Here is an 18,235-nt window from a genome sequence, read left to right as displayed (position 1 = left end):
AATCAGAACTTGCTTTGCCATTCAAGCAATCCTCCCAAAAGATTTCTCACATTAGCAAAACCAATGTATTCAAGGAAATTCTTTGCTGCTGCACTTCTTGCACCCGAACGGCAAATAACTACAAATTCTTTATCTTTAAGTTCAGTCCATTCTTCAATAGCATGTTGCAAAGTAGCCAAAGGAATTAAATAGCCCCCAATATTATAGGCTTGAAATTCATAAGGCTCCCTAACATCAATAAGAATAAAATCCTTTTGACTGTCAATATATTCCTTGAGTTCTGTTACTGTGATATCTTGCATCTTACTCTTTAATCAATTTTTCGACTTGAAAGGTTTCTCCATTGCGGATATAGAGTATATAAACTCCTGAAGGAAGAGTTAACAAATCAATGGTTTGGCTACCCTGAAAATTTCCATTCAACACTTCCCTACCTTCTATACTATTTACAGTGTATTGTGCAGTATTGTTTGATTGACTTTGAATATAGAAAATCCCTTGTGAAGGATTAGGATAAACTGTAAACACATTAGAACGATGCTCCGGTGTCTTATTCACTCCCATAGCCCAATCAGAATATTTACCAATCAAGGGTCTTATCATAGGCGCACCTTTAATTTGTACATCAGCATATTGCCAAACACCCAATAGATTATAAAGGATATTAGTATTACGTTGCTCTTTCCCTTCTAATCTATAATTATTGTCATAGCCTACATTAAGATTATATATTGCAATCTGAGACCAACCCACATAAAAATCGCCTTTAGGCAACACAATCGTTGTATCAAACACAAAATAATGAAAACCGTTGATAGAGTCTGTATAAGCAGGTGCTAAAACGGAGTATTCATAAATGGGTTCATCTGTCATACCACCTTCCGCAATATTGTTCCAAATACAAAGTTTGAACTGCCTTGCGCTTACGTCCTCTAAGGAACGGTTAAAAAAAACAGCAAGACCTGCAAAAGTATCCGGCTTTGTAAGCGTATATTTAACTGCAAAAGCACCTCTTCCGGGTGGCAAACCTTCATAACTCAACCCAATACCTCCTTCAGCAGAACCGTCATCGTAAGCATAGTAGTTTTTGAATGCTTGATATTGAATGAACTCGTCATTATTCCCAAGTGAGTTATAACTTGTAGGCGTAGTGTTACCGGCTTGTGGATTTATTTTATATACATTTTTAATATACGCATATTCATTTTGTGGAAATGCTCCAAAACCAAAGGTGTTAAAACTCTCTGTAGTATCTGAATTAGCAAAAATATTGCGACTGTTGGCTGAAAATGGGAATAAAGCAAGTTGATTGCTTTTGTGATAAGCCTCAAATTGATATTGAGTATTGATTACATTAACAGTATTATTTCTGACTCCGACTGTGTGTCTGCTTGCTTTTTGGTTAACAGAATCACTGACAAAATGTGTGTAAGGCATGGCATAGTAATTCTTTAGCAGAGACCAAGGTTTTTTGTTTATCGCCACATCATTGATTAAGGTGTCATTCGCAGTTCTATTTCTGTTCATTCTAACATAATCCACATGAACCTGGTTCAGATTTCCCAATGCTGATGTGTAATGAAGGAATCTAAACTGAAATGCATCCCATAAATAGTTCGAATCCAAAACTCCAATCAATGTTTGTGTAAAAGGGTTGGCACCAATTTGTGTTGTGTTCCAAACGCTATACCACTTACCATTTCTCATTCTAAATTGTACTACCAAAGAATCCTGGATTTCAGGTCTATCTCCTATTCCACCGCCTTGGAAAAAGAAACTAAGGTATATGGAATCTGAAATTTGATAATCTATCTCATTAAGTCCAACCTTATAGTTTTTTAGATTGACAGGTCTGGAAGTTAAAGTATCCCAAGCTTGAAAAGTATTGATACTCATTGGCTCAGCATAGGGTTTGCCCGTTTTGTCAAGATTGTCAAAAGTTGCAACACCAAAGCTAGGTGGAGAAATGGGGAAATTACTGTTGACATAAACAAAGCTGTCAATCCACAAGCGCATATCAGGATAGACAAGACCGGAAGTAAAATCATCAAAGAAAGGCAAGACAAGTGTATCACCTGCATTACGTCTGGATGCATTGCCATGGCTGGCAACTTGCATATCTGTATAAGACAATCCTTGTGATGCAGCTATTAAAGTTTGATTGACTTGCACGGGAAACAGTTTGATACCATTTTGTGAAAAGACATTAATATGAAAAGTAATCAACAAGCAAGGTAGTAACAGGTATCGCATGAGGATAGAACGCATGTCTTTATTAATTGTTGTTTTCTTCTTCAATTGAATCAAGGGGGTTGATATAGTTGCCGTTTTCGTCAAATTGGTCGCCATCCACGGGTTTCACGCTTACGATTAAATCAATGGCAGCTCCTTTATAAACCATGACGTGAGGTCGTATTGTATCTCCATGATACATTTGAGCTAACACCAAATTATCGCCTAATAGTGTCTTTTTGAATTCCACATTTCCAACACGTAATCCTGAATTTTTGAGCAATGCCATTGCTAAATTAAGGGATTTATTCACAAGTTTAGGAACTTGTACTTTGGGTTTTTCGAGTGAATTGACTATAAGATACACAGTGCGACCTTTTTTTACAAAGCTACCGGCAGCAGGATCTTGTTCTACAATGTCCATTTTTTTCATGGAGTCTCTATAGACAGAGTCGATGATTTCATACCTGAATTTATTTTCTTCCAAAATTGCCAAGGCTTTATCCATTCTCACACCAACAATATTAGGGACTTCAATGGCTTCGCCATGGCGAGTATAGCTATACATCCACCTTTGCAAAATCCAGATTGCACACAGAATCACTATAATAGCAGCAAGGGAGTTCACCCCAAATATCAGCCACTTTCTCCGTTTCGGAGGCTGGTTGTTAAACTCTTTCTTCATTTGTTTTTAGTGCGGTTCTTTGCTTGCCAAACTTAAGAATACTATCTATAAACTCAAAAGGTTTTAAATTTTCCAATGCAGCTTGATGATAGATACAAGTAGCAGGTGTCATACCGGGCAGCGAATTTACCTCAATTACTATCACCTCAACCTTTGGGCCTGCAAAAATTCGTACAAAAGCATCAATACGACAATAACCTTCAATGTTTAAAACCTTTGCCACACGTAGCAGTTGTTCTTTTACTTGCTTCGAAATTTCGATTTGTTTGGCTTTGTCAGGCGAATACCTCGCAGGTGTGATATTCTGCCCCTGCCCTGCCAAAAACTTCTCTTCCAGAGACAATATTTCTCCCTCTGCCAATGCCTCACTAGGCTCAAATACCAGATACTCAACAGCGCCCGTATCTGAGAACTTTGTCAACATACCACCCGTTATTTCCAAAAAGTGCTCTGCTCCTGCACTGTCAATGAAAGATTCTACCAAAAATGATTCCTTGATGGGAAATTCATCACACTCGCCTACTCCTAACATTGTGCGGTCTGACTTGCCCTCTGTGTCATCTTTTCTGAAAATCAGATTGGCAAAACTTCGGACAGATTCTCTGTTCTTGATTTTAATAACAGCCGAACTACATCCATCATCATGTGGTTTGAGAATAAGGGGATACACCAAATTACTTTCAATACTATCAAGAACACTGTCAGGGTTGACTATCCAATCGGATTTATAAACCATTTTTTGAGCAGTTACAGGAAAACCTGCTTCTTTCAATACTTGTATAGTAGCATATTTATCAATGGTTGTAGAAGAACTTTGCCAACCGGAACCATTGTAATAAATACCTAAACGGTCAAGTTCCTTTTGAATAGTGCCATCTTCTCCCGGTCGCCCGTGTAAAGCAAGAAATACCCCTTCAAACAAGGATGGTAGCTGTTCTAATTTGATTTCTTCGGGTTTAAATATTATCTGCCCTTTGACATATTTTTGAGTAATAGAATCAAATTCACTTCTGATGGAATTAAGTACATGGTTATCTTTAAAATTCATGACTTTGTCGCGAATATCATCTGCATTATCCTTGAGCAACATGCTGATAGGCAACTTAAAAAATCTCATTACATGATGGGTATAATCTAGAAAGACCGGTACTACATTGTATTTTCCGGATGAACTGATTTTTTCAAAAACATTACGACCACTTTCAACTGAAATATGTCTTTCAAACGAATTACCTCCTAAAATTACAGCAAGCCTTTCTTGCTCTCCTTGCTTATATCGCACTGCTCCTATCTTCTGTTCCAAAACAGCTAATAAATTATCTATTTCATAACTCACACCTCTGCTTCGGGCTCGTTCTGTCAAGGAAGTTCGAATGATATAGGTTAAGAATTCCGATGGACTAAGGCCAATTTCAGCTGCTTGGTGAAAAAAGAAAGAAGAAGGCATCATCCCCGAAGTTGTATTAGGATCGTTTAAATAGATTGTATTATCTTCGGTCAAAAAACCATCAATCCTTGCATATACCTTAAACTCAAAGAAATTCATAAGGTGTTGGCAACTGTTGCGAATGGCAGACAGGACTGCTGATTCCACATTCATGGGCGTTATCTTGCGCGACAAACCAGGTAGGTATTTGGAACGATAATCAAAAAAATCCTGTCTTTTTACAATCTCAGTGGGAGGCAACGCCCTTACAGTTCCATCTTCTTGTCTCAACACTATGCAACTAAATTCTCTACCCTTGATAAAAGGCTCAAAAAGCACTTCTGTATCATGTTCATAAGCATAAAGCTCAACCCATTCTTGGATATCTGCAAGTTTGGCAATTGTATCTAATAGAATTTGTGGATGGCGTATAATATTTCCTTCAACAACAACCGGCAATCCAATACCTGAGCGCAGGTCAATTAGTTCGCGGACAAAGTTTAGCTTTTGTTCTTCGGAATAAGTACGCCATTGCTTAGACTCAATATATTCACAAAAAAATGAACGATTCACTTTTTGTTCAAAGTCCTTAAAATTATCTTCTTTAACAAAAGAAACTCCAATGCTGGAGCCTTGGTTGGCTGATTTAACAACAATTGGGAAGGCTATTTCATTTTTGATTTTTTGATAAAATAATTGTCTGTTAAAATCGCGTCCGAACCAATTGTTTTTGTCAATACTTTGACATTGTAACATATTGAAGCCTTTGTCATGAGGGGCGAGTTGCTTTTGCAGGCGTTTATTCATGCCGAGGGCAGTTCCGAATACTCCACTGCCAGAGTATGGAATATCATACCATTCCAACAAACCTTGTATTGAGCCGTCTTCTCCGTAACTGCCGTGCAAGGCAAGAAAAGCAAAATCAAATTCCTTTTTAAAATCTTGGGGCTGAATAATCCGTCCTATTTTAGCAGCCATGCGGGCTTTGTCTGAATCCGTCATGTCCAGACTTTCAGCATAAATCTGTATTTTTTCAGGAAGTGCGGGCAAAAACTCAGTTGGGGGATAAAAATCTCTAATTGTACCTTTATAGATATAATTCCATTCTAAAACAATAAACTGATTAAAACTATCAACAAAAACCGGAATTGCATCAAACAAGGTTTTATCCAAATTGTCATATACAGTGCGCCCTCCCGCAAATGACACTTCTCTCTCGCGCGACCTTCCTCCAAAAAATATTCCTACTCTAATTTTATCCATTAAGGCAACAAATATAAAGCTACAATATGCTCAGTTTATTTTGTTTTTCCACCATCAAAATCCTTGTTCAGAATTTATTTGACTTATAATACTATCAAAGTCAAACCCTGCTCTTATAAGCGACCTCTTTGCCGATTCCAAAGCAAAAGGTTCGGGATTGTGTTTGACAACGGGGACAACGGGTATATTTCGTAGCGTTTGCAAAAGTTCTTCTGTTCTTTTCAGCGTCAGGCTTTCGCAAATATCATACATACCTCCCGGATCTTCTTCCAAACGGTCGTGCACTTCTAATACAAAGCGGATAACCTTAATCAAGTCTTTGTTTGGTGGCGGCACCATCAATGCGGTAATAGCACCATGGTCTAATCTCAATTTTGCTTGCAATTCCAAAGGAATGCCACCATTTGCTTCTTGTGCAGCAGGAAAAAGCACCTTCTCTTCCATTTTGATATGTGTTAACAATCGAGTTCTAAATTGATTATAAGGTTCCGGTTTGATTTCCACAGGCAATGAATCTGCATCATTCAGCAACTCTTCGATTTCTCTGTGATCGTCTGTAAAGAAATGGTATATAGCTTTGTTCATTGTGGGCAAAGTTAAGACTAATGCCTTTTATTTTTGGCTATAAAAGAGGTTTAATATTCCCAAAATGCCCTTAATCTTGTACCATGTCCGAAATGCCTGATTCATATAAAAAATTATTAGAGGCTGCACGTCAGAAAAAGAAAGAGAATCAAAAATTTTATCGAAATCTGGCGAGAAGAAAAGAACTCGACACTTTGTTTCATCGCCAACACGAACAAGCATTTGAACATATTAACTGTCTGCAATGTGCTAACTGCTGCAAAACGACATCCCCAATATTTAGAGATGTTGATATCAATCGTATTGCCAAGTATTTAGGTATGCGTCCATCTGAGTTTTCAGAGAAATACTTGCATATTGATGAAGATGACGATTGGGTGTTAAACACTGCTCCATGTCCTTTTCTGGGCAAAGACAATTATTGTTCAATCTATGAGGTGCGTCCTAAAGCATGCAGAGAATACCCGCATACTGACCGCAAAAACATACACCAGATTCTTGATATTACTTTCAGAAACTCACTCATCTGTCCGGTAGTAGCCGAAATAACTGAAAATATCAAAAAAGAAATTCATTGATGACCTTGCATTGAATCTCTTACAAGTAGATTTCTTTTATTTCAGCTTAGAAGCAAAATTGTTTCTTAAACCTGAATAACTTGTCAAATCAATTTTAAGACTTCCTACTTGAATTTCAGACTGAACACGCACAGGAATTTTGTTTTCATCAGCAGAAATCCATACAGTCATATCGTCTTCGTCTTTGAAAACCCTATCCACCACAAGGCGTGGTTTGAGTTTATAACATTTTACTTTGCCAATGTCTGATTTTATAGTTTCAATTCCTTCATATTTGAAGTTCAGATTATAAATTTGATTATCCAAATAAACGTCAATAGGAAATACCTGACCTTTATGAGCATTCTTAAAATCAATGTTTCTGGCATAATACAATGCAGAAGCAATATCTTGTGTGTAGCTTGGAATATCTAAATTACCTTTTTTGCCATTAAGTTTCCCTGATACATGTCTGTAATATACCAAGTCTTGATCGGTATAATTATTCTCCAATACAGATTTACTGTATTTCAAAGGTGCGAGTGCATCTTCGTCAATCCATGAATCAAATCTGTCGCGCACTTTAAAAGCCCAGTCAAAAGCCTTAATGGTACTTCCTTGCACAATAACATGGTAAGCTTTTCTGCCTTTTAACTCTTCCGGTCTGTCAAAACCTTGATTTCCGGCAGCCACTTCCATTTGTATATTGGCTGCATTAATGATTCCGTAGTGGACTCTGAAATTAAGTTTTTCCCCTTCTTGAAATGCAGTATTTTCAATTGTACGATATATATAATCACCATTATTAGCCTGAACCTGTGTAGAATTGGGTGTTTGAAAAACAGAAGTTTTCATAGCCACACTTCCTTCCCAAAGAACAGCTAAGGTTAAAATTAGGGGAAAGAAATAAGTTCTAACAAAGTGTTTTTGATCTGTGGTTTTCATAATTTTCTCCTTTTATCTATGTTTTTTCAAGTTTTGTGCCAAGAAATAATACAAGAAAGAAATTTTATCCCCCAATCAGCAAATCATACACTTTTGAACACTTTTACTTTCTTAATTTTTGAACACAAACTGATTGTCAAATGTATCCAAAATCACTTTCTTATCTTTGCTTACAGTTCCTCCTAAAATCTTTTTTGAAAGTTCATTCAACACTCTTTTTTGAATTACTCGTTTGAGAGGTCTGGCACCGTATTGAGGGTCATAACCTAATTGACTTAACCAGTCAATAGCTTCTTCTGTGGCTTCAAACTCAATACCACTTTCTGCAAGTCTTTGTTTCAATATATCCAACTGGATTTTTACGATGGAACTGATATTGTTTCTACTCAAAGGTTCGAACATGACAATTTCATCAATTCTATTGTAAAACTCTGGTCTGAGTGTTTTTTTCAGTAATTCAAAGACTTCAGACTTAGTTTTTGCCATGATTTCGTCATGGTTGTTTTTGCTCATTTCTTCAAAATTTTCTTGAATGATATGGGAGCCAATATTTGAAGTCATGATGATAATGGTATTTCTAAAATCTGCTCTCCGTCCTTTGTTATCAGTTAATCGACCATCATCCAATACCTGTAGGAGTATATTAAAAACATCTGGATGTGCTTTTTCGATTTCATCGAGCAAAATAACAGAATAAGGTTTTCTGCGTACCGCCTCAGTCAGCTGTCCGCCCTCATCATACCCAACATAACCGGGAGGCGCGCCAATCAATCTGCTCACCGTATGTTTCTCTTGATATTCACTCATGTCAATGCGAACCATAGCATCTTCTGTGTCAAACAGATAGTTTGCCAATGCCTTTGCCAACTCGGTTTTTCCCACTCCGGTCGTACCCAAGAAAATGAAAGAGCCTATGGGTCGTTTTGGGTCTTGCAAGCCTGCCCTGCTTCTGCGCACAGCATCGGCAACAGATTCTATAGCTTCATCCTGTCCTACAACTCTTTTGTGCAATTCGTCTTCCAAATGCAAGAGTTTTTCTCTTTCGGTTTGCATCATTTTTTGCACGGGTATGCCCGTCCATTTCGATACTACTTCTGCTATTTCTTCAGCAGTTACTTCTTCTTTTACCATTGAAGAGTCTTTCTGGATTTCAGCAAGTTCTGACTGTTTGGACTCAAGTTCTTTTTGCGTTTCAAGCATACGTCCATAGCGTATTTCTGCCACTTTCCCATAGTCTCCGTTACGTTCTGCTTGTTCAGCCTCTAATTTCAACTCTTCTATTCTTTTCTTTAATGCCTGTATTGCATCAACGATGGCTTTTTCTTTTTGCCATTCTGCTTTTAATGCAGTCTGTTTCTCCGTGATATTAGCAAGTTCCTTGTTGAGTTCTTCCAATTTAAGAGTGTCATTTTCACGCTTCAACGCTTCACGCTCAATTTCTAATTGCATGATTTTTCTATTGAGTTCATCTAACTCAACCGGCACTGAATCAATCTCCATTCTGAGTTTGGAAGCAGCTTCATCAAGCAAATCAATGGCTTTGTCCGGCAAAAACCTGTCCGATATGTATCGGTATGAAAGCTCAACCGCGCTCACAATAGCTTCATCTTTAATCCTGACTTTATGATGTACTTCATATCTTTCTTTTAATCCTCTCAAAATAGAAACAGCGTCTTCGGGTGAGGGCTCATCCACATAGACTTTTTGGAAACGTCTTTCAAGCGCTTTATCTTGTTCGATAAACTTTTGATATTCGTTTAAGGTTGTTGCTCCTATGGCTCTCAACTCTCCCCTTGCCAAAGCGGGTTTCAAAATATTTGCAGCATCCATTGCCCCTTCGCCTTTCCCGGCTCCAACCAATGTGTGAATTTCATCTATAAACAAAACGATTTCACCCGAAGCTGAAATCACTTCGTTTACTACTGCTTTCAATCTTTCCTCAAACTCGCCTTTGTATTTTGCTCCGGCAATCAAGGCTCCCATATCCAAGGAGTAAATCACTTTGGATTTAAGATTCTCCGGAACATCTCCTTTGATGATTCTATGAGCCAAACCTTCCGCAATAGCAGTTTTTCCTACACCGGGTTCTCCTATCAATATTGGGTTATTTTTGGTTCTACGAGATAGTATTTGCAACACTCTACGGATTTCATCATCCCTTCCGATAACGGGATCTAATTTTCCTTTAGATGCTTGCGAATTAAGATTAATGGCGTACTTGCCAAGTGCATTATATTGCTCTTCGGCTGATTGCGATGTTACTTTGGCTCCTTTGCGTAGTTCAGTAATGGATTTTTCAACTATGTTTTTGCTCAACCCCTCATCCTTCAACATTTCTGAAACATTACTTTTCACCTCAATCAATGCCAGAAGAATATGTTCAGTTGAAGTAAACTCATCGCCCATTTTGCCGGAAATTCTTCCTGCCTCCATCAATACTTTGTTTGCATCCGGAGAAAGATACATGTTATTATCTGCATTTCCGGTAGGTAGCGATTTTAATAATGATTCTGTTGTTTGTTCAATCCTGCCTGCATGAACACCTGCTTTTTGGAATACAAATTCTAATACTTCTTTTGCTTCTTGAAAAAGCCCTGAAAGTAAATGCACCGGCTCTATGGCTGTGTGATGTCTGTTAAAAGCATTCTGCTGTGCTGCTTGAATACTTTGTTGCGCTTTAATGGTGAATTTTTCAAAATTCATTTTAGTTTGATTATTTTGAAATTGTCTGGGAAAATATCAGACCAAATGAAATTTTATGACTAAATGACCTGAAATATAGAATACAGAAAGCAAATGAAAGAAAAAAAAGACAAAAAGACCTGAAATTTACTTCTTACTTATCCTTAATGTAATTTAGGTTCTCAATTTCTACCCAATCAGATGGGGTCAGTTTGAAATATTTTTTGTTAAGAGATTTTACATCCCATCCGCCATACCAATCAGGTCCATAGTATTGATTAGGTAATAATTCGGAGGAATTTCGTGTAGATAAGTCCAACACTGTAAGACTGCCAATTCCATTTTTATCGAGCGACATTAATAGGGTCTCAAATGGCAGAGCCCAATGTGTCAGCCAAATTTCATCTTTAATCTGTTCTCTTTTCACATAAAACTTATCAGGTCCTATACGCTGTTGAATCTTGACAAGTCTTTCCAAATGTTCGAGGCGGTTTTCAAAAACATCGTTACCGGTTTGTATTATTTTGCTAATACTACCGAGACTGATAATCCAGATAGCAATAAACAATAATCCGCCCATACCTTTAAACAACTGATAAGTCCTGAAAATGAAAATATAAACTACCGGCAACACAATCGCCAGATAACTTTTTTCCATCATAGGATTAACATCTCCATCCTTAAATGTAACCATCACTAATACCCACAAAAGAGGCATCCCAATCAAACTTGCAAAAAATGCGACCCTTGAATCAGGAGTATTAAGTCGGAACAGACCCATAATCCAAAACATGATTAGCAGAATATATATCCCATTCTGAGCCCTAAAGAAAAAATCTACAGAATATAATTCATTAAAATTTCCCACCCAGGTCAAATCTGAAAATACCTTGGTAAAGAAAGAATCTTCATACGAAGAGGATTGAAACAGAAAATATTTCAAACTAAAAATAAGCACGACAGGCAAAGCATATATCCACCATCTTCTAACTTTATCAATGCTTTGCACGATTTTCCATCCCAGTAAAAAAACAATAAAAATTAATCCGATAGGGTGCGAGAACAATGCTCCTGCCACTCCCAAAAAGCCCAGAACCATAGGCAACCAACTAAACTTAACTTCCATTGACTTATCCCACCAAAGAAAAACACTATATAGCAAAGCAAATGCACCGGCAGCAGGGACTTCGGTAGTAATAAAGAAACTCTCTCTCATAAACCATACATGTGTGATAACCAAAGTCAACGCTTCAATAGGTCTTTTCAAATATATCAACAAACTGAAAATCCCTATCATCAACAGCCATGGACCAACTGCATAGAGTTGAAAAATCAAGGAAACAGGGGCATCCATTTTGACACCTAAATAAGCAGGAACATTTACGATTGCACCAAAATAACGGTTATGTTCAACCGGAATATTTTCATTATTCAACATCTTAAAAACCGTAAATGCAGAGTCTCCAAACATGGATTTTGCATCACCAAAGTTTGCTGCCTGAATAATGAGAGAAAGGAGTATAACAGCTCCAAAGAAACGAATCTTACCCATGAACTATCTCTTTAAAATATTTTTCTAAAAGTTGAGCTACTACATCCCAATCAAATTTTTGAGCTATTATCTCTTTTCCAGCCAAACCGGTTTTTTTACGCAGTTCTTCATTAGATAGCAGCTCATTCACCCTTTCAGCAAAGGCAATTTTGTCAGTCTCCATAAAAGCACCTTCACCGGATTGAATGCCTAATCCTTCAAAGCCAACGTTAGTACAGACCACCGGCACTGCCATTGATAATGCCTCCAATACTTTATTTTGTGTTCCGGCACCTATTCTAAGTGGCGCAACAACGATGGCTGCTTTGCGGTAACAATCAGAAATATCATGAACAAATCCGGTAACTTCGACATTGTCCGAGGCAAGTGACAGCACTGATTTAACAGGTTTTTGACCGGCTATAACAAATCTTGCTTGTGGATGTTTTTCCAATATCAAGGGAAATATCTCTTTTACAAAATAAGAAACCCCGTCCACATTGGGTGCATAATTCATATTGCCCGTAAAAAGCAAAATCTGATTTTGGGAGTAATCATGTCCGGCTCCGGGGCCGAACGTAGTTGTATCTACTCCATTGGGGAAAACTTTGATATTATCTAATCCATGCTTACGCTTTAAATAATTGACATCCTCAGAAGAACACGCTGTGCAAAGATTGTACTTTTTGAGTATTTGCTCATATTTCTCAACCCTATGAAACTCCATAGAATTAAACCACTTTCTAAAAGGATTACCGGCTTGTTTCATTCTGCGTTCCCAATACATACTAAACGCATCGGGCAAATCGAGCAATGCCGGAATTTGAGCCAATTCGGGCAAATACTGCGACATGCGCAAGTGCTGAACGTGTACCACATCGGGCTGTTCTTCTTCAACAACTTTTTTAAGTAGTTTTCTGAATGCTAAAGATCGAAAATATAAAACCTGCAATGGGCTTTTGTCTATGATGAAACGCGCAGACGACAAAACTGACTTCCATTGGGGCAGATGAATAGTCTCTATTCTGGAAAAGATATTATTCAATTGATGGAGATTTGCCAAATCCTGTTTGTCTTGCGTAAATGTAACCAATATCAACTCATGCTTTTTTGATAGTTTTTGGGCAAGATTATAAATCTTAAGTTTATCGCCTCTATGAGGCGGAAACGGGAATCTGTTGGCTACAATCAGAATTTTCAAAACAGTTTAATTCAAAAGAGTTTGCAAATATAACCACCTATTTAGCTTTATTTTTTCTTTTTAAACTCAATCCCTTGTGCTTGACTTGAATTTGAATGCCATATCATAATATCTTTGCTGCCCGTTTCTTCTACCCCTGTGGATTGAAACATTGTGTAAGTGAAGATTAGTGAGTTAAAGCACCTGTTTGAATTTCATCCTGCTGTCAAAGGGATGGACGAATTTCTACGTCCCAACGGGAAAAGTATTCATCTAAATAAAATCTCCGGTTCCGCAGTCCCAATACTATTGAGTGCATTGTTCAATCATTTAAAAAGTCATTTTCTGATAGTGCTTCCTAATGAAGAAGAAGCTGAATATTTTAGAAATGATTTAGAAAATCTGGAGATGGAGAGACAAACAGTCATGTTGTTTGACTCTTGCAAAAAGCATTTTGACGCCTCTGAAAAAGATTCTGACAAACTGCAACTGCGAACTTCTTCATTAGAAAGAATTAACCTTAGCAACAAACCTTTGCTCATTGTTACTTATCCAGCAGCACTTGCCGAAAAAACCATTTCAGGAGAGGCGTTAGAAGACAAAACTTATACTATTAATGTAGGTGACAGTCCTGACTTGGACTTTATGATGGAAATCCTCTTTGAACAAGGGTATGAACGTGAAGATTTTGTTTTCCAACCGGGACATTTTGCTATACGCGGCTCCATTATTGACATCTTTTCACTCAACTCCAACCTTCCCTATCGTATTGAGTTTGATGGGGATTCTATAGCATCTATTCGCTCTTTCTCACCTGAAACACAACTGTCTATTCAGAATGTTCGATGGTTTAAACTTGTGCCCAATATCAGTCAAATACAAACTGAGCAAAACACACAAACATTTTTCAGTTATCTCAAATTAAACACCATCGTTGTTACCAAAGACCTGTCTTGGATACTTGAGAACATTGAGAAAGAAGTAACGGATGAATCTGTTTTTATAAATCATGAACAAACACTCAGAGAGTTATGTAACTATCCCGTATTAGAATTTGGTTCTTATTTCAAACTAAAACCCAATCATGAAATTAATTTCAATCAAAGTCCTCAACCTGTTTTTGGAAAAGGCTTAGACCTCGCTTTGAATCATCTCAAAGAAAATGAAGTTTTAAGCATTAAGAACCTGATTTTTTCTGACCAGCCAAGGCAATTAGAAAGGCTCGAAGCCATTATCAAAGATAAACAGCGCATTATTCCTTTTGAGCCAATGTATCACGCTTTATCATCGGGTTTTTTGGATAAAGATTTAAAAATCGCGGTTTATACAGAACATCAGATTTTCAACCGCTTTTACCGGTTCAAAAATAAACATGGTAGAATCAACAAAAATGCAGCCCTTACGCTCAAAGAGCTAAAAGATTTGAAAATAGGTGATTTTGTTACCCATATAGACCATGGAGTCGGCAAGTTTGCAGGGTTGCAAAAAATGGATGTAAAAGGTAAAATGCAAGAAGTTGTCAAAATCATTTATAGAGATAATGACATGCTTTATGTGAGCATCAGTTCTTTGCACAAAATATCTCGTTTTTCCGGACAAGAAGGTACTGCACCCAAAGTACACAAGCTGGGTAGCGGGGTCTGGGAAAAACAAAAATCAAACACCAAGCGTAATGTCAAGGACATTGCCAGAGAGTTAATCAAACTGTATGCGGCTCGCAAATCGCAACCCGGATTTGCATTCAGCCCCGACAATTATTTGCAGAACGAATTAGAAGCTTCCTTTATGTATGAAGACACACCGGATCAAGCCACAGCAACCGAGCAAGTCAAAAAAGACATGGAGCAAACTCAGCCAATGGACAGGCTGCTATGTGGCGATGTCGGTTTTGGCAAAACAGAAGTTGCCATTAGGGCTGCTTTCAAAGCGGTGGTTGATGGCAAACAGGTAGCAATTCTGGTACCCACAACCATCCTCGCCTATCAACATTACAGAACATTTAGTGAAAGAATGGAGAGTTTGCCCGTTTCTGTAGAATTCATCAACCGCTTCAAATCAACCAAAGACCAGAAAGAAACGCTTAAAAAACTGACCGAAGGAAAGATAGATATTATTATAGGTACGCATAGATTATTGGGGAAAGATGTCAGATTCAAGGACTTAGGCTTATTAATAATAGACGAAGAACAGAAATTCGGAGTAAGTGCCAAAGAAAAATTACGAGAACTACGTGTCAATGTGGACACCTTGACCCTAACAGCAACACCAATTCCACGCACATTACACTTCTCATTAATGGGCGCAAGAGATTTATCAGTCATCAATACTCCACCACTTAATCGCCAACCTATCCAAACTGAACTTCATGTTTTTAACAAAGATATAATCATCAATGCCATTGACAAAGAAGTCAGTCGTGGCGGACAGGTCTTTTTTGTGCACAACAGAGTCAAAGACATTGAAACACTACGTGAAATGATTGAAAACGAAATGCCTGACATTCGCATTGCCATTGCTCATGGTCAAATGGACGGTAACGAGTTGGAAAAAACCATGATACGATTTATTGAAGGTGATTATGATGTATTGATTTCCACAACCATCATTGAAACCGGGCTGGATATACCCAACGGGAACACTATTATTATTAACAATGCGCACATGTTCGGCTTGAGTGATTTGCACCAAATGCGCGGCAGAGTTGGCAGGTCAAATACCAAAGCCTATTGTATCCTATTAGCTCCCCCACTTTCTTCGCTGACAGAAGAAGCAAGAAAAAGACTCAAAACCATAGAAGAGTTTTCGGATTTGGGCAGTGGTTTTCAGATTGCTATGCGCGACATGGATATACGAGGAGCGGGCAATTTATTGGGAGGTGAACAGAGTGGTTTTATTTCTGAAATCGGGTTTGATATGTATCACAAAATTTTGGATGAAGCTGTGGGGGAACTCAAAGAAGAAGAATTTAAGGACTTGTTTGAGAATCAGCCTGAAAATATTAAATCTAGAGATTGTGTGGTTGAAACAGATTATGAAATGCTCATCCCCGATCACTATATCAGTCAAATATCAGAAAGACTTGCACTCTATCAAGAGCTTTCTGCCATTGATAATGATTCAGATTTGGCATTATTTACTCAAAACTTAGAAGACAGATTTGGCAAAATCCCTCAAAGCACACTTGATTTAATAGAAACCATACGATTGAAATGGAAAGGCAAAGAACTCGGATTTGAAAAAATTACATTGGCAAACAATGAGATGAAAATCTATCTTCCTGCAAATCCACAAAACACCTATTTCAACAGCAATGCTTTCCAAAATCTCTTGGCGTATATTACTCAACATCCAACTAAATTCAATCTAAAACAAAGTATAAAATCTTTGATATTGCACGTACACAATGTGTCCAACTTGTTTTATGCTATTGAAGTTTTAAAGAATCTCAAATAATTTACCCATACCAAGTAGAGGTAAAGTGTTTATTTATAAATTTGTTGAATTATTTTCAAACATAAAGTCTATGAAAAATAAATTACTCTTATCATTTATTTTATCTGTCTCTCTGTGGGGATGTATTAAAGAGTCAGATTTTGATTTCTCAAAATCACAAGGTGTGGAAATTGACGGCACCTATGGTATAGCACTCTTTAATGACGAATTCACTTCGATGCGTATATTGAGGCGATTCGACTCTTTAAACCAAGTGTTTATTAATGATGATGGCTACATAAGCTATATTGCAGGACAGAATTCATCCTCATTAATTGGTAATGATTACATTGTATTGACAGATCAAACATTTAGCAATAATATGCCCATATCTCCGTCAGCAGTAGTCGCCTTTAACTCAGCTTCTGTTGGAACATCGGTATATGACAGCAGCACTTTTGATTGGGTATTAGGATTAAATCCCTATGAAATAGATTCCATTTTATACAAGGAAGGTACATTTAATATTGCATTAACATCTTCTTTAACTATACCGGTCAATATTTCTTTTAAATTAGAAAGTTTGTTTAACCCAAGCGGAAGTGCATATACAGATAATTTCAATATTCCTGCTTCAAGCACTTCTTCCAACAACACGGCTCTCAACGGATACAAGGCTGATTTGACATTGAACGGGTCGAACACCAACAGATTACGTGTAAAGATGGTTGTCAGACTTGATAAAAACTCACCGCTTGATGTACTCAGTGCCGGTCAAAAAGTAAGTTATGACCTGAAGTTTCAAAATCAAAAATTCAAAAAAATACATGGGTACTTTGGAAACTCACCCATGCTCATTCCAGCCAAAACACTTGATATCAAATTATTCGAATTGGCATCAGGCGAAGGAAATATTACAGTAGAAGATCCGCGCCTGAATTTATATTTTGACAACACCTACGGAATGGCAGTTCAAATAAATTCCCTCATACCCTTTGAAGCAAAAGAGCAAGACGGAACGATAACTCCTATTTCCGGAGTTTCTCTCCCTTTTATCATTGACAGGCCTGCTCAAATATTTGAAACCAAAAGGAGTAAACTAACGCTCAAATCACCTGAAGTAAATGTAAAACAACTCATTGAATCTAAAATCTCAGAAGTGCACTTTGGAGCCGGAGCAGTAATTAATCCGGGAGGAATAACCAAGAATTTTGCATTAGACACCAGCCGGGTTACAATGATTTCAGAAATTGAACTCCCTTTCTATGGTTCATTCAAAAACTTCGGATTTGAAGATACTGCTGTCTTCACCCCGCCCAAAGATGCTGATATCTTAGAATATGCCGAGATTAAACTCATCATTGAAAATACGCTGGCTGTGGGGCTCAAATTTCAAATTTATTTTATTGACTCAACCAATGGTTTCAGAGTAGATTCACTCTTTTCTGATTTAGACAAAACTCATGTGATTCCTGCGGCCACCGTTGATGTAAACGGCAAAGTTGTCAATGCAGCCCGAAAAACTACATTTTTCAGAGTCGATCAGACATTACTTAAGAAACTCAATGCTAAGAATGTCAATAAAATCATCATCAAAGCTGAAGCATTGTCATTCAATAATGGCAACACTCCTGTGAAAGTTTATCCTGAAGATAAAATTGTCATTAAAGCGGGTGTCAAGGTAAAAGCAAAAGGTACCATTAAATCTAAGTAAGAG

12 protein-coding genes are annotated in these 18,235 nt (G+C 37.5%); 3 read left to right on the top strand and 9 right to left on the bottom strand.

The window, feature by feature from the left end:
- Window positions 1-2: 2 nt before the first annotated feature.
- From M9892_10865 to M9892_10845, 5 genes are read right to left on the bottom strand one after another with little or no spacing between them, the layout of a single operon-like run.
- Window positions 3-302, bottom strand: a complete 300-nt coding sequence (locus M9892_10865) for a rhodanese-like domain-containing protein (GenBank protein MCO5254853.1) — start codon at window positions 300-302, stop codon at window positions 3-5.
- A 1-nt stretch (window position 303) separates the two neighbouring features.
- Entirely contained in the window at window positions 304-2,268 is a 1,965-nt protein-coding gene (locus tag M9892_10860; protein ID MCO5254852.1) for a T9SS type A sorting domain-containing protein, read from the bottom strand.
- A gap of 7 nt (window positions 2,269-2,275) precedes the next feature.
- A complete protein-coding gene (locus tag M9892_10855; protein ID MCO5254851.1) occupies window positions 2,276-2,917 on the bottom strand; it encodes a PASTA domain-containing protein in 642 nt (213 codons plus the stop codon).
- Window positions 2,901-5,606, bottom strand: a complete 2,706-nt coding sequence (locus M9892_10850; GenBank protein ID MCO5254850.1) for a D-alanine--D-alanine ligase — start codon at window positions 5,604-5,606, stop codon at window positions 2,901-2,903. The genes M9892_10855 and M9892_10850 overlap by 17 nt, the downstream gene beginning before the upstream one ends.
- Window positions 5,607-5,660: 54 nt before the next feature.
- On the bottom strand, window positions 5,661-6,191 hold the full coding sequence (locus M9892_10845) for a hemerythrin domain-containing protein (GenBank protein MCO5254849.1): 531 nt from the start codon (window positions 6,189-6,191) through the stop codon (window positions 5,661-5,663).
- A 92-nt stretch (window positions 6,192-6,283) separates the two neighbouring features.
- Here M9892_10845 and M9892_10840 point away from each other — a divergent pair, with 92 nt between their 5' ends.
- Complete coding sequence (locus M9892_10840) at window positions 6,284-6,769, top strand: YkgJ family cysteine cluster protein (protein ID MCO5254848.1); 486 nt, start codon at window positions 6,284-6,286, stop codon at window positions 6,767-6,769.
- Window positions 6,770-6,805: 36 nt separating this feature from the next.
- Here the strand turns inward: M9892_10840 and M9892_10835 are convergent, their stop codons facing one another.
- The 4 genes from M9892_10835 to M9892_10820 form a co-directional block, all read right to left on the bottom strand.
- Window positions 6,806-7,693, bottom strand: a complete 888-nt coding sequence (locus M9892_10835; protein MCO5254847.1) for a DUF3108 domain-containing protein — start codon at window positions 7,691-7,693, stop codon at window positions 6,806-6,808.
- Window positions 7,694-7,804: 111 nt separating this feature from the next.
- Complete coding sequence (clpB, locus tag M9892_10830; GenBank protein MCO5254846.1) at window positions 7,805-10,396, bottom strand: ATP-dependent chaperone ClpB; 2,592 nt, start codon at window positions 10,394-10,396, stop codon at window positions 7,805-7,807.
- A 133-nt stretch (window positions 10,397-10,529) separates the two neighbouring features.
- A complete protein-coding gene (locus M9892_10825) occupies window positions 10,530-11,927 on the bottom strand; it encodes a hypothetical protein (GenBank protein ID MCO5254845.1) in 1,398 nt (465 codons plus the stop codon).
- A complete protein-coding gene (locus tag M9892_10820) occupies window positions 11,920-13,107 on the bottom strand; it encodes a glycosyltransferase family 4 protein (GenBank protein MCO5254844.1) in 1,188 nt (395 codons plus the stop codon). The genes M9892_10825 and M9892_10820 overlap by 8 nt, the downstream gene beginning before the upstream one ends.
- Window positions 13,108-13,266: 159 nt before the next feature.
- Here M9892_10820 and mfd point away from each other — a divergent pair, with 159 nt between their 5' ends.
- Window positions 13,267-16,539, top strand: a complete 3,273-nt coding sequence (gene mfd / locus M9892_10815; GenBank protein MCO5254843.1) for a transcription-repair coupling factor — start codon at window positions 13,267-13,269, stop codon at window positions 16,537-16,539.
- A 70-nt stretch (window positions 16,540-16,609) separates the two neighbouring features.
- Window positions 16,610-18,232, top strand: a complete 1,623-nt coding sequence (locus M9892_10810; GenBank protein MCO5254842.1) for a hypothetical protein — start codon at window positions 16,610-16,612, stop codon at window positions 18,230-18,232.
- The last annotated feature ends 3 nt before the right edge of the window (window positions 18,233-18,235 follow it).

The organism is Bacteroidota bacterium, from assembly GCA_023957335.1.
GTDB lineage: Bacteria > Bacteroidota > Bacteroidia > NS11-12g > UBA955 > JALOAG01.
This window is presented reverse-complemented; position numbering and strand designations above follow the sequence as displayed.